Annotated in this window: 15 protein-coding genes; 14 read left to right on the forward strand and 1 reads right to left on the reverse strand. The window is 61.0% G+C overall.

Annotation, left to right across the window (positions count from 1 at the left end; translation table 11 throughout):
- Positions 1–185 precede the first annotated feature (185 nt).
- Positions 186–2,579: a TonB-dependent receptor gene (locus tag LUA85_RS02025; RefSeq protein ID WP_231466673.1), complete on the forward strand. Its 2,394-nt coding sequence runs from the start codon at positions 186–188 to the stop codon at positions 2,577–2,579.
- A gap of 53 nt (positions 2,580–2,632) precedes the next feature.
- Positions 2,633–3,994, forward strand: coding sequence for a phosphotransferase (locus tag LUA85_RS02030; RefSeq protein WP_231466674.1), 1,362 nt, complete (start codon positions 2,633–2,635; stop codon positions 3,992–3,994).
- 2 nt (positions 3,995–3,996) lie between these two features.
- On the opposite strand, the gene LUA85_RS02035 is transcribed toward LUA85_RS02030, so the two are convergent.
- Positions 3,997–4,671, reverse strand: coding sequence for a TetR/AcrR family transcriptional regulator (locus LUA85_RS02035; RefSeq protein WP_231466675.1), 675 nt, complete (start codon positions 4,669–4,671; stop codon positions 3,997–3,999).
- Between the two features lie 192 nt (positions 4,672–4,863).
- Between LUA85_RS02035 and LUA85_RS02040 the strand changes: the two genes are divergently transcribed.
- The 12 genes from LUA85_RS02040 (at position 4,864) to LUA85_RS02095 (ending at position 21,629) form a co-directional block, all read left to right on the forward strand.
- Positions 4,864–5,652 (forward strand): SDR family NAD(P)-dependent oxidoreductase, encoded by a 789-nt coding sequence (locus tag LUA85_RS02040; RefSeq protein ID WP_231466676.1) that lies wholly within the window; start codon positions 4,864–4,866, stop codon positions 5,650–5,652.
- 16 nt (positions 5,653–5,668) lie between these two features.
- Complete coding sequence (locus tag LUA85_RS02045) at positions 5,669–5,959, forward strand: DUF1330 domain-containing protein (RefSeq protein ID WP_231466677.1); 291 nt, start codon at positions 5,669–5,671, stop codon at positions 5,957–5,959.
- Positions 5,960–6,000: 41 nt separating this feature from the next.
- Positions 6,001–7,968 (forward strand): FAD-dependent oxidoreductase, encoded by a 1,968-nt coding sequence (locus LUA85_RS02050; protein ID WP_231466678.1) that lies wholly within the window; start codon positions 6,001–6,003, stop codon positions 7,966–7,968.
- Between the two features lie 223 nt (positions 7,969–8,191).
- Positions 8,192–9,394 (forward strand): acetyl-CoA C-acetyltransferase, encoded by a 1,203-nt coding sequence (locus tag LUA85_RS02055; protein ID WP_231466679.1) that lies wholly within the window; start codon positions 8,192–8,194, stop codon positions 9,392–9,394.
- 33 nt (positions 9,395–9,427) lie between these two features.
- A complete protein-coding gene (locus tag LUA85_RS02060) occupies positions 9,428–11,596 on the forward strand; it encodes a 3-hydroxyacyl-CoA dehydrogenase NAD-binding domain-containing protein (protein WP_231466680.1) in 2,169 nt (722 codons plus the stop codon).
- A complete protein-coding gene (locus LUA85_RS02065; protein WP_231466681.1) occupies positions 11,593–12,750 on the forward strand; it encodes an acyl-CoA dehydrogenase family protein in 1,158 nt (385 codons plus the stop codon). Before LUA85_RS02060 ends, LUA85_RS02065 begins: the two co-directional genes overlap by 4 nt.
- A 5-nt stretch (positions 12,751–12,755) precedes the next feature.
- Positions 12,756–13,715, forward strand: coding sequence for an alpha/beta hydrolase (locus tag LUA85_RS02070; RefSeq protein ID WP_231466682.1), 960 nt, complete (start codon positions 12,756–12,758; stop codon positions 13,713–13,715).
- 64 nt (positions 13,716–13,779) lie between these two features.
- Positions 13,780–14,724 carry an alpha/beta hydrolase gene (locus LUA85_RS02075; protein WP_231466683.1) on the forward strand — a complete coding sequence of 315 codons (945 nt, stop codon included), beginning with the start codon at positions 13,780–13,782 and terminating at the stop codon, positions 14,722–14,724.
- A complete protein-coding gene (locus LUA85_RS02080) occupies positions 14,724–15,614 on the forward strand; it encodes a MaoC/PaaZ C-terminal domain-containing protein (protein ID WP_231466684.1) in 891 nt (296 codons plus the stop codon). The genes LUA85_RS02075 and LUA85_RS02080 overlap by 1 nt, the downstream gene beginning before the upstream one ends.
- Entirely contained in the window at positions 15,611–16,438 is an 828-nt protein-coding gene (locus LUA85_RS02085) for an SDR family NAD(P)-dependent oxidoreductase (RefSeq protein WP_231466685.1), read from the forward strand. Before LUA85_RS02080 ends, LUA85_RS02085 begins: the two co-directional genes overlap by 4 nt.
- 96 nt (positions 16,439–16,534) lie before the next feature.
- Positions 16,535–18,757 (forward strand): molybdopterin-dependent oxidoreductase, encoded by a 2,223-nt coding sequence (locus LUA85_RS02090; RefSeq protein ID WP_231466686.1) that lies wholly within the window; start codon positions 16,535–16,537, stop codon positions 18,755–18,757.
- A 187-nt stretch (positions 18,758–18,944) separates the two neighbouring features.
- Positions 18,945–21,629: a LuxR C-terminal-related transcriptional regulator gene (locus tag LUA85_RS02095; protein WP_231466687.1), complete on the forward strand. Its 2,685-nt coding sequence runs from the start codon at positions 18,945–18,947 to the stop codon at positions 21,627–21,629.
- Positions 21,630–21,654 lie beyond the last annotated feature (25 nt).

Below are 21,654 nucleotides of genomic sequence, written 5' to 3' on the forward strand. Positions count from 1 at the left end.
GTGGGGCGGGTAGTTGCGACTTCCACGGGCCATGGACTGCTGCCTGATGTGCGATCTGGAAAATCGTTGATGATTTGTCGGCGTGGAGTCGGCTGCCCTTTCCAAAGACAGGTTATCAAATGGCCGCCCAAAGACAGCAGACTCGCGAAAACGAGAATTGACTGACTTACCGGGAGGACACACCAATGATTTCGAAGGGCCAATCCAAGAGCCTTGTCGCCTTGCTGCTGGCAACGACGGCAACCCCTGTTTTTGCGCAGGACAATTCTGCGGCTGAACAGCCTGCGGGCCAGAGCGATGGGGACATCATCGTCACCGCGCGCCGCACGTCCGAAAACATTCAGTCCACCCCGGTTTCGGTTACCGCATTCGGTACGGAATCGCTGCGTCAGGCACAGGTTCGCGATACGCAGGACTTGTTGTTCAAAACGCCGGGCGTGTTTCTGGCGGGCAGCGGCGGGCGCGAAAACTCGAACTTCTCGATCCGCGGCCAGTCCAAGGCGCTTGCCGGCAACAGCGCGCCGGGCGTGATCAGCTATTTCGCCGATGTGCCCGCGCCGACGCTGGGGTCCAGCATCCCGACGTACGATCTGGCATCGGTACAGGTGCTGAAAGGTCCGCAGGGGACCCTGTTCGGGCGGAACACCACCGGCGGCGCCATTCTCTATTATCCCACCGCCCCCAACTATGAACTCGGCGGGTACGTGCAGGCATCCTATGGAAGCTATGACGCCCGGATCGCCGAGGCGGCGATCAACCTGCCGCTCGTCGATCAGAAGGTGGCGCTGCGCATTTCCGGCCAGTACCAGAAGCGCGATGGCTGGACCAAGAACATCGGCATCGGCAATGACGCGGACGATCTCAATTCGCGCGCGATCCGCGGTTCGCTGCTGCTTGAACCGGTCGATGGGCTGAAGAATACCACCATCGTCGATTATTACCGCAACCGTTCCACCGGCGGTGCTTCAGTGCTGGTCGATGTCTTTGCCGGGCCGAACGCGCTGACCGCCACCGGAACGCTGGCGGCGGCGCAGGCGCAGCTTGCCTTGCAGCAGGCCCGTGGCGTCCGCGTAATCAATTCGGATATCGATGCATTCGAACATGCCGAACGCTTTGGCGTGACCAACCGTACCGAAGCCACGCTTTCGGACGCGATCCAGCTCGTCAACACGTTCGGTTATCGTCACACCAAGGTCGATTATTTCTCAAGCGTCGATGGCCTGCCCACGCTGATTTCCGATGGCACTGGGGCGATTCCCAAGGGGCTGCCGGTGATGGTCGTCGGCGGACGCCAGACTTCCGATGTGGAACAGTTCACCGAGGAACTGCAGTTCCGCGGCAAGGCTGCCGATGAAAAGCTGGATTGGCTGGTCGGGGGCTTCTACCTGAAGAGCAAGCCCAAAGGACCGACCGGCACCTATATCCCGGTCTTCATCCTGCCCGGCATCACGAATGCGCCTTTCAACTATGGCTTCTTTACCGAGACCAGCAAGGCAGTGTTCGGCAACGTGACGTACAAGCTTGATGCCATTACCGACGGTTTGCGGTTCAGCGCCGGTTTCCGTCATACCTGGGACGAAATTACCGCATGCGTAGGCAGCGGAACGTCTCCCGATCCGGTTCTGTCGCCTGCTGATTGCAACAATGCCGTCCCCGCGATCAGGAACAGCAGCATCAACAAGACCTCGTCCAAGGCAGCGACCTGGACCGTTGGTCTCGATTGGCAAGCATCTGATTCGGTATTCCTTTATGCGGTGACCCGCCATGGCTATCGCGCAGGCGGGATAAACAGCCCGACCCTGGCCGGACGTCTTGCGCAGTTCCAGTCGTTCCAGCCGGAAAAGGTGGACGATATCGAAGTGGGTATCCGTTCGGATATGCATGCCGGCGACGTGGCCATCCGCTTCAACGCATCGCCTTTCGTGGGCTGGTACAGCAACGTGCAGGTTCCGGTTTCGGGCCTGAACACGCAGGCGACCTGCAGCACGACGACGCCGGGCGGCACCGATGCACCCCGCTCGCCCGATGGCGATTGCAATGCGAACAACGACCCCAGCGGCGGCACCCTGCTGGTCAATGCCGGTTCGACCCGCGTTGCGGGCATCGATCTTTCCGCCCGGATCGCGCCGACATCGACCCTCGCGTTCGAGGCGGGTGCCACCTTCCTTGATCTCAAGACGCGTTCCTTGACCGTGCCGACCGATCTTCAGTCCTATCTGCGGGTACTGGAAGTGCCGTTCAATCTGGTTGCAAAGCAGACGGTTACCGCTGGCGTACGCTGGACGCTGCCCGTGCCCGAAAGCATTGGCAAAACCGTGTTCAGCGGCGATTTCTACCATTCGAGCAGTGTCCAGTCTTCCGATGCGATCCTGCCCGCTTACAGCATCGTCAATGCACGGCTCGATATCAGCGAGATCGGCGGATCGTCGGTCGATGCCAGCGTCTTCGTGCGCAATGTGTTCGACAAGGAATACCTTGCATCGAGCAACGTCGGATCGAACCTGCTGGGCGTGCAGAGCGGCTTCATCGGTGCTCCGCGCACGGTGGGCGTCGAACTGCGCTATCGTTTCGGCAACTGAACCGGATATCGTCTGAACAGAAAGCCGGCGCGGTCGGTGGGGGGAGAGCACGAATGGTATTGCAAGAAGTGCAGCCCCCCACCGATGCCACCGACCGCAAGGTTTTTGACTGGCTGACCGCCAACATCGGCCCGGTTACTGCATTCGAACGGCAGCCGCGCTGGCGGCCGGGCTGGAACGTGATCGCGAGCGGAGCGCCGCTTTACGTGCGGGGGCCGCGCGGGGATACTTATGCCTCGCCGGTCGACATGTTCCAGGAAGCCGAAATCCATCACGCGTTCGAACGTCACGGGATTCCCGCGCCGCGCGTTCATGGGATGATCCCCGATCCGCTGTGCATCGTCATGGAAATGCTGCCCGGACGGATCAACAGCGGGTCGATCGAAGACCCGGATATTCGGGCGCTAGTGCGCGAGCGGTTCATCGGCATCGTGGCTGATGTGCATCGCTTGCCGGTGGAGGCCTTTGCTGCCGCGAAGCTGCCGGTGCCGCGCACACCTCGCGAAATCGCGCTCAACCTCTACGCGCCCTCATACGAGATATTCCGCGAGCGCATTGCAGGCCGTCCGTGGCCGCTGATGGAATTTGCATGGGGCTGGCTCAACCGCAACGTGCCCCAGGACCGCACCCGCGCCACGTTCGTCAACTATGACGGCGGGCAGTTCCTGTTCAGTGATGACGGGGCGGTGACCGGACTGATCGATTTCGAGGTCTCCTCGCTCGGCGATCCGGCGGCAGAACTTTCGGGCATGCGGCTGCGCGATTCCTCCGAACCGTTGGGTGACCTTACCGCGCTTGTCGCACGTTATGAGGCGCTGACCGGTGACCGCATTTCGCGCCAGCTGATCGAATTCCACACCGCCGGGTTCTGCGCGGTCAACGGCTTCCTGATGTGGCCGCTGATGTTCGACAGCGCGCCGGAGCAGGACTTCATCGCCTACCTCAACTATTGCGTGGGCACGAGCCGCTGGATGATTCGCGCCATCGCCGATCACATGGGCGTCACTCTGGTCGATCCGCCGGAACCGCACGTGCAGCCGCTGGGGTTCGAGCAGGCTTCACGCCATCTTGTACGCCACATCGAGGCCTTTGCGGATGGTACGCCCGCCGAAAACTATGCCCGTGATTCTGCCGCGCATCAGGCGTTCTACATGGGGCGGCTCAATACATATGGGCTATCGGTGCAGGCAGCCGATCTGGACGATGTTGCCACGCTGACGGGCGTACGCCATGATACCTGGGAGCAGGCGCAAGCCGCGTTATCGGAATGGGTGGCGCAGGCAGGTGCGGAGTCAGACGCGGCGCTGGTCCAGCATTTCCATCGCTGGTTGCAGCGTCAGGCGTTCATGCTGCGTGATTGCGGACCGGCCGCATTCCTGCCCAAACTAGACCTTCAGCCGATCCGCGAACGCTGAAATCAGGCCGGGTTACGGACCGCCGCCAGAACAAATTCGATACTGTTCGCGCGCCATGCGGCGGCGTTCATGTCCGAGCCGGTGCGTGTGCGCGTGACCAGTGAAACCATTGGCGATGTCGCGAACCACGTGGTCACGAAACTGTAGATGGCCCAGAACAGCTGATCCACATCGCAATCGGGACGGAATACGCCTTGATCGCGGCCGCGCTGCACGATCGGACCCAGAACGCCGTCAATCAGCGTCCTGATAACTGTCGCCAAAGGGCTGGCCTTGCCGACATGGGCAAAGGCATGCTGCGCCTCATCGATGGTCATCTGCGCGATTTGCGGCCGCTCGACAAATTCGCGGAACATGTTGTGCATGAACTGGCGAAGCGCTTCTTCGGGGGCAAGCGCGGCATATTCGGTGCACCCGATGAAGGCGGCGGTCTTTTCGGCGGCCTCTTTCAGGATGACCGTGTAAAGATCGGACTTGCTTCCGAAGTAGTAGTACAGAAGCTGCTTGGAAACTTTTGCGCGGCGGCAGATTGAATCCACTGTCGTCCCATCGAAGCCATGAACGGCGAACTCATCCTTTGCGGCATTTACGATGTCTGCAATCGTGGTGGCGTTGGAGGTGCGCCGACCCCGGTTTGGAGGTGCTTCAGCAACGGGGCATTCGCCGATTGTTGGCATGTCTCAACCTCTCCCGACCGGGAATCGCCGCCCTGACCAGGCGTTGAATTATTGCCTTATGCGATAACGCCGCCGCGACCTAAACACAACGCCTGCGCCGCAGCGCTTCGGCTTCTGCATCGCGCCACATTCCGAGAAACAACAAAACGACTTGAGAGGATGTTCATGCTGTTTGGAAATCTGAACGATCGGGTGGCAATCGTAACCGGATCAGGCGCAAACATCGGCGAGGCTTGTGCCAAGGCGCTCGCCGGCGCCGGAGCGCATGTGGTGGTGGCCGATATCAACCAGAGCGCGGCAGAAGCGGTGGCGGCCGATATCGTGGCGTCGGGCGGCAGCGCGATGGCGCACTACCTCGATCTGGCCGACGAACAGAGCATCGTCGATCTGGTCGCCGCCACGGTCGCGAAATACGGGCGCATCGATATCCTGCACAACAACGCCGCCGATACCCGGCCCGATTTCATGGCGCAGGACAAATCCATCCCTGAAATGACCATCGAAGTGTGGGACCGCACGTTCGCGATCAACACGCGCGGGCCGATGCTGATGATCAAGCATGTGGCGCCACACATGATCGCGGGCGGTGGCGGTTCGATCATCAATACCGGTTCGGGTTCGGCCACGCTGGGTGATGTGTTCCACCCCGCCTATTCCACCTCGAAGGGCGCGCTGCACACGTTGACGCGCAACGTCGCGGCGCAGCTGGGGCATTACAACATCCGTTGCAACGCCGTGCTGCCGGGCCTGGTGCTGAGCAAGGGCGCGCGCGAGATCATGTCCGCTGGCGAGATCGACTTCATCCAGCGCCACGTCCTGTTGCCGCGCCAGAGCAAGCCTGAGGATATTGCGGGGCCGGTGCTGTTCCTTGCCTCGGACGCAGGCAGCTTTGTTACCGCACAGGTGTTCAGCGCCGATGGCGGCATCGTTCACCATTCGCCGTATTACGCCGATGTGATGGCAATGGCCGAAAGCAAATAATCGAAGGGAAAAGCTGATGGCTTCCTATGTGATGAGCATGATGAACAAGCACGACCTTGCCAAGTATGGCGAGTATTCGGCGCAGGGGTTCGTTTCGCTGCAAGGCCTGCCGTTCGAGGTGATTGTTGGCGAAAATCTGGAGGTACTGGAGGGCGACGCACCGGGCACCAGTGTCGTTGTGATGAAGTTCCCGGACAATGACGCGGCGATGGCCTGGTACAAGTCGGAGGCTTACCAGAAGGCGATCCCGCTCCGGCAGGCGGCTGCCGAAACCATCTTCGCCATTCATTTTACCGACAATCAATAACGCGTGACCTGCGCAAAGCGTGCACGTTGGAGGGGATTTCCATGAGCAAGTATGCAACGATGTTCAGCCCGATCACGATTGGTCGGCTGGAAGTGAAGAACCGTGTGTTCATGTCGCCACATGGCATGGTCGGGCTGGGCATTGGCACCGACCGGCAAGTTGGCTATTTCGAAGCGCGCGCCAAGGGTGGCGCAGGCTTCATGGTGATCGCAAGCTGCCAGGTGGTGCCCGCGCCGCTGGTGCCGCCCGGCTGGTTCATCGAGGCCTATAATCCCGAACATATCCCCGCAATCCGCCGGATCGTTGATGCCGCGCACAAGCATGGCGCCAAGATCGCGGTGCAGGGCGTCTGGATGATGGCCGATCCCGACAAGGCGCAGGCTTCTGCCATTGCGCCACATACCGTGCTGGCCGATACGCAGCCGCGTTCGATGACGACCGCCGAAGTGCACGAACTGATCGAAGCGCACGCCGTTGCCGCATCGCATGCCGAACAGGCAGGCGCTGACGGCTTTGAATTCCCGATCAATGCGGGCGGTGGCCTGCAAAGCTTCACATCCGAATTCTACAACCAGCGCACCGACGAATATGGCGGCAGCCTGCCGAACCGCATGCGTATCGTTACAGAGATCATCGCCGCGATCCGCCAGCGCGTAAGAGCCGACTTTGCGATCGGCGTTGCGGTGAATGCCGATGAATCCACGCTCGGCGCCAGCGGGATCGATGATGGCATTGCCCAGTGCAAGATCCTTGAAGACACCGGAATGGTCGATTGGCTGCGCATCACGGCGCGCGGGCAGAAACCGCAGATGACGCAGTACCACTACCCGTCGTCCTACATGGGCCGCGAAGGCACTCATCTGGATGCTGCTGAAGCGGTCAAGAAGGCGGTCAAGCTGCCCGTTGTCAGTGGCGGACGCATCCTGACGCCCGCGTTTGCCGATCAGGCTATTGCCGATGGACGCTGCGATATGGTGTTCGTCGCGCGCTCGGTGATTGCCGATCCCGAATGGCCCAACAAGTGCCGTGATGACAAGACTGCCGAAATCCGGGCCTGCATCGGCGATCTGGAAGGCTGCTTCCTGCGTTCGTGCGTCGGACAGGCGGTGGGCTGCACCGTCAACCCCGAAATCGGCCACGAATACGAAGGGCCGATTACGCCTGCTGCCACCAGCAAAAATGTGGTGATCGTGGGGGCGGGGCCTGCGGGCCTGCAGGCCGCGCTGGTTGCCTCGCAGCGCGGGCACAAGGTTACCGTGCTTGAAAAGTCCGATACGATCGGCGGTCACGTGACGATGCAGGCTTTGCTGCCGGGGCTTGAAGACCGGGCAGAACTGATCCGCTGGCTCAAGCTGCAACTCGACAAGGCGGGCGTTCCGATTCACACCAATATGGAAGCGACGCCTGAATCGGTGAAGGCGCTCCAGCCCGATGCCGTTATCATCGCCACCGGCGCGCGCTATTCGAAGACCGGCGCAAGCAAGGCGCAGTTGACGGGAGTCCCCGGCGCGCATCTGGAACACGTGTTCACACCTGAAGAGGTGCTTCTGGAACACGCGCGGATCGGAAAGCGCATCGTCGTTTATGACAATACGTCGTACGAAGTCGGTCCCGGCATCGCGGAACACCTTGCCAATCAGGGCAAGGAGGTTTTCCTCGTGACTATCGATTCCGCAATGGCAATGTCGGTGACGGAACTGGGTTTGAACAAGGTGATCGCCCGCCGTGTCATTCCGAAGGTGACCTTCCTGCCTTCGACCGAAATCACCGCCATCGACGAGAGCAACGTAAGTTTGCGTGGAGTCTATTCGGGTGAGACCTCGGTCCTCGAAGGGATAGACAACACCATCCTCGTCACGTCGAAGCCGCCGCAGGAAGATCTCTATCATGCTATGGTCGGCGATATGCCCAATATCCGCATCATCGGCGATGCGCGCGAAGCACGCTGGAGCGTTTTCGCAACCGACGAGGCGATCAAGGACGGGAGACGGGCAGCCCTGCTGATCTGACGGGCGCCTGCACCATAATCTAGTCTGCAATATCAGGAGGTTTCGGGAAACCGGGGCCTCCTTTTGCAGTTGCAGGTGCAGCACCGGTGGGCGGGGACCGCACCATGCTGCACCCATTACCCGCACCAAGAGACGCCTTTCGAAAGATAGGTGCTATGGACTAGGCGGCCAGACAGGGGCACACTATATCGCGTTGGACCATCCATTTTGCAGGGCGAATTCCATGGAAGCCTATATCTACGATCATGTTCGCACACCTCGCGGCAAGGGCCGTCCTGATGGCGCACTGCATGAAGTCACATCGGTCGAAATGGCCAGCCAGCTGCTCCAGGCGCTGCGCGACCGCAACGATCTCGATACCTCGCTGCTTGACGATGTGATTCTCGGAATGGCCCAGCCGGTCGGCGAACAGGGCGGAGTGCTTGCCCGCGCGGCCGTGCTGCAGGCAGGTTATGCACAAACCGTTGCGGGACAGCAGATCCATCGTTTTTGTGCGTCCGGCCTTGACGCTGTCAGCCTGATCTCGGCGCAGGTCCATTCGGGCATGATCCAGGCCGGGATCGGCGGCGGCGTTGAATCGATGAGCCGTACCGTCATGGGCTATGATTCCGGGGCATGGACATCCGATCCGGCCGTTGCATTCCACAATTATTACGCCCCGCAGGGGATTGGCGCAGACATCATCGCTACGCTTGATGGCTTCAGCCGCCAGGATGTCGATGCCTTTGCCGCAGAGAGCCAGCGCAAGGCAGCCGTCGCGTGGGAAAACGGCTATTTCAAGAAGTCGATCGTGCCGGTGAAGGACGTCATGGGCGAAGTGCTGCTCGACCATGACGAACACATGCGTCCCGGAACCACGGTTGAGAGCCTGGCCAAGCTGAAGCCGGCATTCGAAGGCTATGGCAAGGGCGGTTTCGAAGCCGTGGCGAAGGCCAAGTATCCTGAAATCGAGGAGCTGAACTACGTCCACCACGGCGGAAACAGCTCTGGCATCGTCGATGGCGCGGGCATCGTTCTGGTCGGATCGAAGGAATTCGGTGAACGTGCCGGCCTGAAGCCGCGCGGCCGCATCCGTGCTTATGCCAACATCGGTTCGGAACCCACGATCATGCTGACCGCACCGGGCGCATGTTCGGACAAGGCGCTGAAGAATGCGGGCATGAGCCGCGCCGACATCGACTTGTGGGAACTGAACGAAGCATTCGCCAGCGTTGTCATGCGCTATCAGCGCGAAATGGGCATTCCTGATGACAAGATCAACGTGAACGGCGGCGCGATTGCCATGGGGCATCCGCTGGGTGCAACCGGCGCCATGATCCTTGGAACCGTGCTCGACGAACTGGAGCGGCGCGACAAGGAAACCGGGCTGATCACGCTCTGCGCAGCCAATGGTCTGGGTACTGCCTCGATCATCGAACGCGTCTGACGCGCAACTCACGTTTTTGAAGCGGAAAACCTCATGCAGAACATGAAACTCGAAACGAACGCAGACGGCTTCGCGATCCTGACGCTGGATGCTGCCGGTCAGACCATGAATGTCGTCAACGACGCCTTCATCGCGGATATGGAAGAAGCGACCGCGAAGATCGCCTCGGACGAAAGCATCAAGGGCGTGATCCTCACGTCGGGCAAGCCGGCCTTCATGGCCGGTGCCGATCTTACCCAGCTGGTGCAGGGCTTTGGCAAGCTCACTACGGCAGAAGCTTACGGCTTTTCCCAGCGCGCCACCGCGATGCACCGCGCGATGGAACAGTCGGGCAAGCCGTGGGTCGCCGCGATCAACGGATTGGCGCTCGGTGGCGGCTTCGAGCTGGCCCTGGCCTGCCACCATCGCATTCTGGTAGACAATCCCAAGGCGCTGGTCGGGCTTCCCGAAGTCAATGTCGGGCTGCTTCCCGGATCGGGCGGAACCGTGCGCCTTGCCATCCTCGTCGGCTTCAAGAAGGCGCTGGACCTGCTGTTGACTGGCCGCACGGTTGCCCCGGCAGAAGCGCTCAAACTGGGTATCGTCGATGAAGTCGTGCCCGCTGACAAGCTGATCGATGCTGCGCGCGCGTGGCTCGCGACCGGTCCCGACCCGGTCCGCCCGTGGGATGTGAAGGGCTGGGTGCCCCCGCAGAAAAAGGGGCTTACGGTTCCCGAAGATTCGGCCGCCTACATGATGATCGCAGGTTCGATCGCCCAGAAGGGCTACAACATGCCTGCGCCGCAAGCTATTCTCTCCGCGGTTTTCGAAGGGCAGCAACTGCCGTTCGACAAGGCGCTTTCGGTCGAGAGCAAGTATTTCGCCAAGCTGCTTACCAGCCCGGTTTCGCGCAACATCATCCGCACCACGTTCATATCGAAGCTGGCAGCGGAAAAGGGCGCACGTCGCCCGGAAGGCATCGCCAAATCGGAAGTCAAGAAAGTCGGCGTCCTGGGTGCCGGCATGATGGGCGCGGGCATCGCCTTCGTTTCAGCCAATGCCGGGATCGAAGTCGTACTGCTTGACCGTGATGTGCCCACCGCCGAAAAGGGCAAGGCCTATTCGGCCAAGGTTCAGGGCAAGCTGATCGAAAAGGGCAAGCTGACGCAGGACAAGGCTGATGCCGTGCTTGCGCGGATCACGCCGACTGACGATTATGCGCTGCTCGAAGGCTGCGACATGATCGTCGAGGCGGTGTTCGAGGATACGGCGATCAAGGCCGAAACCACGAAGAAGGCCGAAGCTGTCATCCCGGCGACCGCAGTGTTCGCATCCAACACGTCCACACTGCCGATCTCGGCATTGGCGAAGGCATCGCAGCGGCCCGACCAGTTCATCGGGATCCACTTCTTCTCGCCAGTGGACCGCATGGGCCTCGTCGAAGTGATCGTCGGCGCGCAGACCTCGAAGGAAACACTGGCGCGCGCGCTCGATTATATCGCGCAGCTGCGCAAGACGCCGATTGTCGTCAACGACAGCCGCGGCTTCTACACCAGCCGCGTGTTCCAGACACTGATCCACGAAGGCGGCGCAATGCTGGACGAGGGCGTACCGCCAGCCGTGATCGAAAATGCGGCCAAGGCGATCGGTATGCCGGTCGGCCCGCTCGCATTGCTGGATGAACTGACCTTCGATCTGCCGCTCAAGATCGTCGACCAGGCGATTGCCGAGGAAGGCGACAAGTACACGCCGCCTGCTGGCGTACCCGCGCTGCGCCGGATGAAGGCGCTCGGCCGCAGCGGTCGCAAGACCGGTGGCGGCTTCTACGATTACCCCGAAGGTGGCAAGAAACACCTGTGGGCCGGTCTTGCCGATGAATTTCCGGTCAAGGGTGGCTGGGACATCGAGGAACTGAAGCAGCGCTTCCTTTATGCGCAGGCTATGGAAACGGCCCGTTGCCTTGAAGAGGGCGTACTGGAAACATCGGAAGACGCCGATCTTGGTTCGATCTACGGTTGGGGTTTCCCGGCGTGGACTGGCGGCACGATCAGCTACATCGATACCGTGGGCATCGAACGCTTCGTATCCGAAGCGGACAGGCTTGCGCAGAAGCACGGACCGCGCTTCCTGCCATCGGCATGGCTGCGCGCCAAGGCAGCCAAGGGCGAAGGCTTCTACCCCGCCGCAAAGGCCGCTGTCGCAGAGGAGCTGGCACCAGCATGAAGCGCGTGATCTTCGAATCGGAACACGAACAGTTCCGCGATAGCGTCATCAAGTTCATGCAGGCCGAAGTTGCCCCTCACGCCGAAAAATGGCGTGAGCAAGGCATGGTCCCGCGCGAGCTGTACCTGAAGGCTGGTGAGCAAGGCCTGTTGTGCACATGGGCCGATGAGAAATATGGCGGCGCGGGAATCGACGATTTCCGCTTCGAACAGATCATCATCGAAGAGAACATGCGCCACGGCGATATCGGCTTCTACATCAACCTGCACAACGATCTCGTCGCGCCCTATATCGCCAAGCTGGGCAATGACGAGCAGAAGGATCGCTGGATGCCGGGGATCGTCTCAGGCGAGAAGATCCTCGCCGTGGCGATGACCGAACCTTCGACCGGGTCCGACCTTGCGGGAATGAAAACCCGCGCCGAGGACAAGGGCGATCACTGGCTGCTGAATGGCGCAAAGACCTATATCTCGAATGGCATCCTGTCCGATCTGATCGTGGTGGCGGCGCGCACCGACCCGGAAAGCCGCCACGGCCTCAGCCTGCTGGTGGTCGAGCGCGGGATGGAAGGCTTCGAACGCGGGCGCAAGCTGGCCAAGATGGGCCTGCACGCGCAGGATACCGCCGAGTTGTTCTTCAACGATGTCAAGGTGCCCAAGGCCAACATGCTTGGCGATCCGGGCCAGGGTTTCCGCTATCTTGCCCGTTTCCTCGCGCAGGAGCGGCTGGTCGCGGCTATCGGCTTCATGGCTACCGCGCAGACCGCGTTCGACATCACGCTGGATTACGTCAAGGAACGCAAGGCGTTCGGCAAGCCGATCGGCGCATTCCAGAACACCCGTTTCAAGATGGCGACGATGCGCACCGAACTCGATGCCGCACAGACCTATATCGACCAGCTGGTTCTGCTCCTGAACGCAGGGGAGCTTTCCGCTGAAGACGCATCGGGTGCCAAACTTCTTGCATCGGAGCTTGAAGGCCGGGTGATGGACGAATGCGTCCAGTTCCATGGCGGTGCCGGTTACATGGAAGAATACCGGATCAGCCGCATGTACACCGACGCGCGCATCAGCCGGATCTTTGCCGGTACTTCGGAAATCATGCGCGAAATCATTGGTCGCGGATTGGGTCTCGACGAACGCAAGCTGTCCTGATCGGGATGACTACGCGTCATCTGGTCGATCCGGCGCTGTTGCCGCTGATCGATTCCATGCCGCCAATGCAGCTGTCGGACGCCACCCTGCCGATGATCCAGGCGGCTCTGCCGGCCATGGTCAAATCGGTGCCCTTGCCTGATCTTCCGGTCACCATCGGTGATGTGATGGTGCCTTCAGGCGAGGGCGACCGCACGATCCGCTGCATGATCGTGCGCCCCGATGCAATGGCGGACAACGCACCTGCGATTCTGCACATGCACGGCGGCGGGCATGTGCTGGGCATGCCCGAAATGAATGCCGGAACGCTGATGCAGTGGGCCGATGCGTTGGACTGCCTGATTGTGTCGGTCGATTATCGGCTCTCGCCCGAAACCCGCTTTCCCGGCGCTATCGAGGATTGTTATGCCGCGCTGGGCTGGCTGCATGGAGAGGCTGATGCTCTGGGCATCGATCCCGCGCGAATCGCCGTCAGTGGTGAAAGTGCGGGCGGCGCGCTTGCCGCAGGGCTTGCCCTGCTGGCGCGTGACCGGGGCGAATTTGCGATTGCCTTCCAGCATCTTGAACAGCCACGGCTTGATGATCGCACCGCGACGTCGGCCACGCCCAATCCCTGTACCGGCGAATTTGTGTGGACGCGTGAGAGCAGCCACTATTGCTGGATCGCGCAACTGGGCAAGGAGCCGGGCGGTGACGATACCTCGCCCTATGCCGCCCCGGCGCGGGCGAGCGACCTTTCCGGCTTGCCCCGTACGTTCATCGCCGTCGGCGCGCTCGACTTGTTCGTGGACGAATGCCTGGATTATGCACACCGCCTGATCCGCGCCGGGGTGCCGACCGAATTGCATGTCTATCCCGGATGCATGCACGGCTTTGGCATGGCCCGCGAAAGCGGTCCCGCGCAGCGGGCACAGGCGGATAACCTTGCCGCTTTTCGCGCTGCGTTCGCTCCGGTACGCTCGTAACGCCGATGTGCTCGTAACGAACGTGCAGGCTGCACATTATGACCAATATGCGGAGTGGAAACCGATGACGACCCGGCATCTTGTAGATCCTGCAGTGCTGCCTGCGCTGGAGGCGTTTCCTTCGTTGCGCGCAACGCGCGAAAGCCTGCCTGCGATGCGCGCCACCATGGATGCGGTCATGGCCGCGGTGGCGGTCCCGGTTTTGCCGGTCGCGCCGCAAGAGGTCCATATTCCTTCGCCCGAAGGCCACCAGGTCCGGGCCATCCTGTTGCGCCCGGAAGGACTGGCAGGCGCGGTTCCCGCCATCCTGCATATTCACGGCGGGGCATACATCATCGGTGCGCCGGAAATGAGTGTGCCCGAACTGGCTGAAACGGCTCAGCAACTTGGCGTGGCAATCCTGAGTGTGGACTATCGCCTGGCACCGGAGCATCCGTTTCCTGCCGGGATTGAGGACTGCTATACGGCGCTTGGGCACTTGCATGACAACGCGGCCGCGCTTGGCATCGATCCGTCACGAATTGCGGTGATGGGCGAAAGCGCGGGCGGTGGACTGGCAGCGTCGCTGGCGTTGCTGGCGCGGGATCGGGGCGAATATGCGCTGGCGTTCCAGTTGCTCGATGCTCCGATGATGGATGACCGGACGTGTGTGCGGCCGCGCAATCCGGTGACGGGTGAGTTCATCTTTGCGCCTGAAGACAATCATTTCGGCTGGAGCTGTCTTTTGAATGCTGAACCGGGCGGGCCTGATGTTTCCCCTTATGCCGCAGCGGCGCGCGCCACGCAGCTCGAAGGTCTGCCGCCAACGCTGATCGCCACGGGCGCGCTCGATCTTTTTCTGGATGAGAATGTCGACTATGCGATGCGCCTGATTGCAGCTGGAGTGGCGGTAGAACTGCACATTTATCCCGGATGCCCGCATGGTTATGTGATTGCAGCCGATGCGCCGGTTTCGAAACGCGCACTCGCCGATAAGCGCGCTGCGCTTCGCCGTGGGCTGGCGATCTGATGCCCGTCCTCGATGTAGAGCGCCTGCGGGCTTACAAAGTCCCCGAAGCGCACGATCTGTTCGATCCGCGCGACGCCATCCTTTATGCCTTGGGCACTGGTGCGGGTCTGTCTGCCGATGTCGATGAACTGGACTTTGTGTTCGAACGGAACCTGAAGCCCTTGCCGACGATGGCCTTTGTCATGGGTACGGCAGGTTTCTGGCTGATGGATCCGGCGGTTGGCCTTGATTGGCCGCGCGTCCTGCACGGCGAACAATCGCTGGTGCTGCATCGCCCGCTTGAAGCGCAGGAAGAACTGGTAGGATCGACCCGGATCGGCGAAATTGCCGACAAAGGCCCCGGTAAACCGGCCATGTTCCGGGCCTATCGCACATTGAGGGAACTTGGCGGCGCCATCGTTGCTGAAATGTCCGAGCTTTGGATCTTGCGTGAGGCAGGTGGCTTTGGCGGCGATCGGAATCTGCCGGGTTCCGATCGCATGGTCATGCCCGATGGTCCTCCGGCATTCAGCCTCGATTTGCCGACGAGCCGGCAGCAGGCGCTTGTCTATCGCTTGTCGGGGGATCGCAATCCGCTGCATGTCAGCCCAGAAACGGCCAGGCTGGGGGGGTTTGACCAACCGATCCTGCACGGGCTATCCACGCTCGGCCTGGTAGCACGGGCGCTGATCCACCTGCATTGCAAGGGTGATCCGCAGCGGCTTTCGGCAATTGCGGCGCGGTTCACCGCTCCGGTCTTTCCGGGTGAAACCGTGCGGACGCAAAGCTGGCGGGAGGGTGATCGGATCGTATTCAGAGCCATTGCGCTGGAGCGGGACACGATCGTTATCGACGGCGGTACGGCAAGCATCGATCGCTTTGCCGACCAGCAAACAGGAGAAATTGCTTGAGTACCCTCCACGGCAAAGTTGCACTGGTTTCCGGTTCGGGGCGCGGCATCGGCAAGGCTATCGCCCTTCGGCTCGCCAAGGCGGGCGCAAATGTGGTGGTCAACGATCTGGACGAATCCTTCGCCAACGAAACGGCGGCCGAAATCGAGGCGCTTGGTGCGCGAGCGGTTGTCTGCTGCGGCGACGTGACGACCCCAGACTTTGGCGACCGCTTTGTTGGTGCCGCAGTGGAAGCATTTGGCACGATCGACATCATCATCAACAACGCGGGCTATGCCTGGGATTCGGTCATCCAGAAGACCAGTGATGAACAATGGATGGCGATGATCGACGTCCATCTGACTGCACCGTTCCGTATCCTGCGCGCCGCGCAACCCATCATTGCCAATGCTGCCAAGGCAGAAATCGCCGCCAACGGTCGCGCCACGCGGCGTACGGTGGTGAACATTTCATCGGTTGCTGGCCTTGGCGGAAACCCCGGACAGAGCGGCTATGCGGCTGGCAAAGCAGGAATTGTCGGCCTTACCAAGACCTTGTGCAAGGAATGGGGGCGGTACAACGTCTGCGTCAACGCCGTTGCCTTTGGCGCAATCATGACCCGGATGACCGCCGGGGAAGCCGGTTCTTCGACGATCACGGTCAAGGACCGGGAAATCAAGGCCGGTGTCAGCGATGAAATCCTTGAGGCCATGGAAAAAGGCATTCCGCTGGGCCGGGCGGGCACTCCTGATGAAGCGGCAGGTGCGGTGTTCATGCTGTGCCTGCCCGATGCAGACTATATTTCCGGCCAGGTGATCGTTGCCGGAGGCGGCTGGTCGCTCTGACCGGCGACAACGCCCTGTCATGCCCGACCCTGCCAACAGGCAGGTTCGGGAAGGGCGCATGACCAGTCACTTGATCGCAAGAGGAGTCTGGATGCCATGACGGTCAGCGAAGCCGCAACTATCGAAACACGCTTTGGAATCTGCAAGGTATGCTGGGCGGGATGCCCCGTTGAAGTGACCGTTGAAGGCGGCCGCGCGACCAAGGTGGTCGGAGATCGCCAATCACCGATCTATGGCGGCTATACTTGCCCCAAAGGCCGGGCGATGCCCGAAGCCCACTATTCGCCCACCAGAGTGTTGCATCCCCGCAAGCGCATGCCTGACGGCAGTTACATCGAAATTCCGATGGAGCAGGCGCTGTCCGAGATTGCCGCCCGGATTGAGGCGATTTCGGCGGAGCATGGGGCTGAAGCTATCGCCGTCTATCCTGGCAACGGAAATCTGACCAATCCGATCAATCCGGTGATCGGCGCCATGTTCATCATGGCGATGGGCACATACCCGGACCGCTTCTTTTCAGTTCAGACCATCGATCAGGCGGGCAAAGTCATCGCGCAGGCGTTGCACGGCCGCTGGATCGCAGGGCCGCAGCCCTTTTCCACTGCCAAGACCTGGATCATGGTCGGCACCAATCCGGTCATTTCCAAGCAGGGCGTCATGGTCAATCCCGGCCAGACCGTGAAGCAGGCGGTGAAGAACGGGATGAAGCTGATCGTGATCGATCCGCGCGCCACTGAATCGACTGCACATGCCTTTCTGCATATCGCGCCACAACCCGGCCAGGATGCCAGCATTCTGGCGGGAATCCTCCACGTTATCCTTAACGAAGGGCTATACGACGCAGACTTTGTGGCCGCCAATGCCATCGGCATCGATGTGCTGAAGGCTGCAACAGCGCCCTTCACGCCCGAACATGTTGCCTCCACTGCAGGAATCAGTGCCGAAGATGTCGTGCTGGCAGCACGCACTTTTGCCGCAGCTGAAAGCGGTTGCGTGGTGACCGCCACGGGCGCGCATTTCCCCCTTCATGGAACGCTTTGCGAATATCTGGCGCTTAGCCTGAATACCGTATGCGGTCGCTGGGTGCGCGCAGGTGAAGCGCATGCCCAGCCCCACGTCCTGCTGCCCGAAGTCGATATTCGCGCCCAACCCCACGCCCCTTATCAGCCATGGGACTTCAGCAAGACCAGCCGCATCAATGCCTTGCCGCAGACCGTGGTGGGCGCCCCGACCGGTACTTTACCTGACGAAATCCTGACGCCTGGACCGGGCCAGGTGCGGGCGTTGATCTGTTCCGGCAGCAATCCCGCCGTTTCCCTGCCCGATCAGAATCGTGCAGGCCGCGCACTGGCTTCGCTCGATCTGCTGGTGGCGATTGATGTCGAAATGTCGAACACGGCGCGCATGGCGCATTACGTGATCCCGGACAAGATGGCGCTGGAGACACCTGCCTGTTCGCAATTCTCTGAATCAATGAAGTATTATGGCATCTGGACTGGCGGCTACGAACAGCCTTACGCCCAATATGCTCCCGCCGTGGTTGAACCGCCAGCAGGGTCTGACACCATCGAAAGCTGGGAGTTTTTCTACGAACTGGCAAAGCGGCTTGGCAAGCAGATCACGTATTTTGGCAATGCGGCCGGCACCGGCCAGCACTGGGACAAGGCACCCGTCGCGTTTCCATTGCCGCTGGAACGTCGGCCCACGACCGAGGAGATGTTCGAGGCCATGTGCGCAGGTTCCCGTGTACCACTGGCCGAGGTCAAGCAGCACCGGCACGGCAATGTGTTCGGTGATCTCAGCCTGACGGTCCTGCCGCGCGCTGACGATTGCACCGCCATGCTGCAATTGGGCGATCCTACAATGATGGCCGAACTTGGGGTCGTCTTCACCAATCGCGGTGACACGGCGAATCCGAGTGATGAATTTCCGCTTATGCTTATTCCGCGCCGCGCGAATGAAATGATGAATTCAATCGGGCGGACCAATCCCAAGCTGGCTGCACGGCGCACCCATAACCCGGCATATCTCAATCCCGCGGATATCGCTCATTTCGGGATGGCATCGGGGGACATTATCAGCATCCGTTCCCGGCATGGCGAGATCAAGGGCGTTGTCGAAGCGGAGCCGCGCCTTCGCGCCGGGACGCTTTCGATGTCTCACTGCTTCGGTACGAACCCCGATGAAGTGGATGACCCGCTTGGGCAGGGCGGCTGCACCTCGCGCCTGATGGACGCCAATGCTGCCTTCGATCCGATATTCGGCCAGCCGCGCATGGGCGCCATTCCCGTCGCGATAGAAGCAGTCGTTCCGGCCTGACGCCGGGTAGGGACCAGTGCGGCAGCTTGCTGCCTGCGCTAAGTGTAAACCACTATCACTTCTGTTGGTGCATCAATGCCAAGCCCTATCTACGGATAGGAAAAGATGATTGCGTTGCGCGCGCATTTGGTGAAAGAAGGCGCGCAAAGGCGATCATCAGAGTCGCTTGGCAGGAGAGTGCAGCATCATGGGTCTTGTCCCCACGACGATCATCCCCCCGCGCGCAACGTCAATAGTCGTTCCGCGCAAAGGCTTTCTCAACCTGGTCGAGCCGATTGCGCGCGCCCGGCTCGTCACGTTCTGCGCCCCTGCGGGCAGTGGCAAGACGACAGCGGCGCTCTATTGCCACAATCTGATGAAGGCAGAGGGCCGCCCGGCGCTGTGGCTTTCCGTCCGGGCGGGCATTCGGGATTTCCCGTCCTTCTTCGGCGCGCTGAAGGCGTCCGGCCTTGCGGCAGGGCTGGCCTGGGATGATCTGGCGGGCGATAGTTCCGAAGAAAGCTGGCTTGCAGCATTGGCGCAAGTGCATGAAAAGCCGCCGGTTCTGGTTATCGATGATGCGCATTTGCTGCCGGTCCCGGTGCTGGATTTCATCAGTCAGGCCATTTCCAGCGCACGCGATGCAATGACCGTGATCCTGGTTTCCCGCGGGGCCTTGCCGATCCCGGTGGCTCGCGCACGCTCGCTCGGTTTTCTGGTCGAAGTTGGCGCGTCCGAACTGGCATTTGACGACGATGAGGCAAGCGAACTGATCGCGCGCGTGGCGGGCGTTCCGGTCGATGCCGAAATCATGCAGCAGATCGTGCGCGATGCCCATGGCTGGGCGTCGGGACTGGTCATTGGCGGGGAACTTTACCGTCGCGAACTGGCGCGCGGCAAGACCTGGCAACCGTTATCGGACAACCTGCGCAGGGAGTTCACCAGTTATTTTTCCGAAGAGGTTCTGGCGCTCCAAACGCCGGAAATGCGGGACTTCCTTATAAACACCTGCATTCTCGAAGAATTGACCGGACCTTCGTGTGCCGCCGTGACTGGTGATGACAATGCGCGGGCCATGCTTGACGATGCCTATCGCGCCGGCCTGTTTATCGATGCCATCGATGAGGAACGCAGCGTCTATGCCTATCACCCGCTGTTTCGCGCGATGGCACTTGGCCGCCTTTATGAACGGGCGTTTGCCCGCGCGGCCGAAATTCACCGCCGCGCCAGCCGGTTCTTTGCCGGAAGAGGTGATCTGCTGAAGGCGCTGGAGCATGCCTCAGCCAGCGGCGATCAGGAGTTTCTGGCAGATCAGCTTGACCTCCTTGCCAATGATCTGACCACCGCAGGGCACCTCAATCGACTGGACGAAATTGCGACGGAACTGCCATGGCCGGTTATCTCGACCAGGCCGATGCTGATCCTGGCGATGGCCTGGCGGCGTATTCGTCGGCTATCCTTCGCTTCAGCATCGCGGCTGATCGATACTGCCATTGCCCTGCGCGACACACTTGCCGAACAGGGCAAGCTTGACAGCTATGCAGCGATTGGACTGGACCATCATATCCGCCATCGGCAGATCATGCTCGCCGCCGCTCAGGATGATCTCAGCCGTGTCGAGCGTGATGCGGAACAGCTCATTTCCGAAATCGGTGATGATGAAGCCTATCTGAGTTGCACCCTTCTTGGGCAGGTCATTGTCGCACGGCGTGAGTTCTATCATTTTCACGATACACTCAAACTGGAGGCAGAGGTGCGCCGGGCGCTTGATCGGCAAGGTGCCGAATTCGCGTCGATCGCGCTGAAGTGTTCGATTGTCCCGACGCTGATGGCGCAAGGCAAAACCGGCATTGCGCGTCGTTTCAGTGAAGAAGCTTTGGCATCTGCCAATGCTCGTGATGCCGAAATTCCCGGCCTGGCGGCCTTGCCCGCGTTGCCATATGCCGAACTTCTCTACGAAATCGGGGAAATGGATGCGGCTGGCGAACTGGTTGAACGCTATTTGCCGGGAATCAGGCAATGGGGTCTCGTCGATCAGCTTGCTTCAGGGTATCTCGTGCGCGCGCGCCTGGCTTTTGCAAAGGATGACAGCGTAACGGCATTGGCCGGACTTGAAGAAGCGCATCTTGTTGCCATCGAATGCGGTCTGGAGCGGCTTCGCGCCCATGTGGTGGCAGAGCAGGTCAGGATTCTGATAAAGTCGGGCCAGATCGACGAGGCCGAGGCAGCCCTGCGCGCTGTGGGCCAGTCTCTCGAAGAAGAGCCGGTCCCCACGCTGAACCCTTCGCGACGTCGTGAATGCCTTGCCATGGCGTGGATACGGATCGAGATGCAGCGCCACCGCCTGGCGCGCGCCTGCAAGGTCGCCACGCGATGGCTGGAATTCGTGCGGCGCAGCGGCGCGGTCCGCTCGGCCGTTGAATTCGAGCTTCTGCTGGCAGAAATATTCGTGCTGCAGGGCAATCGTTCCAAAGCGCGGCGCGCGGTCCGTTCTGCGGTTGAACTGGCCGAACCTGCGGGCTGGATTCGCGTTTTCCTGGATGAGGGCGAAGTGATCACCGCCTTGTTGAGCGAAGCCTATGCCAATGGTCCGGCGCTTGATACCCGTGCTGACAAGTTTGCGGCGATGCTGGTGGCGCGGGTCGACAACGGTCCCCAGATCGATGTTGACGAAAGCGAAAGGGCGTTTGGCCTTACCGGACGCCTTGCCAGCCGCGAAGTCGATATCCTGATCATGGTTGGCGGCGGCTTGCGCAACCGCGAGATCGGCGAACGGCTTGGTCTCACCGAAGGCACGGTCAAGTGGTACATGCAGCAAATCTACGACAAGCTGGGTGTGCGCCGCCGTCCGCAAGCCGTGCTGCGCGCGCGCCAGTTCGGCATCCTGACTTAAGATAGGCGCGCAACGGTCCGCCACG

It is taken from the genome of Novosphingobium sp. CECT 9465, assembly GCF_920987055.1.
Taxonomy (GTDB): domain Bacteria; phylum Pseudomonadota; class Alphaproteobacteria; order Sphingomonadales; family Sphingomonadaceae; genus Novosphingobium.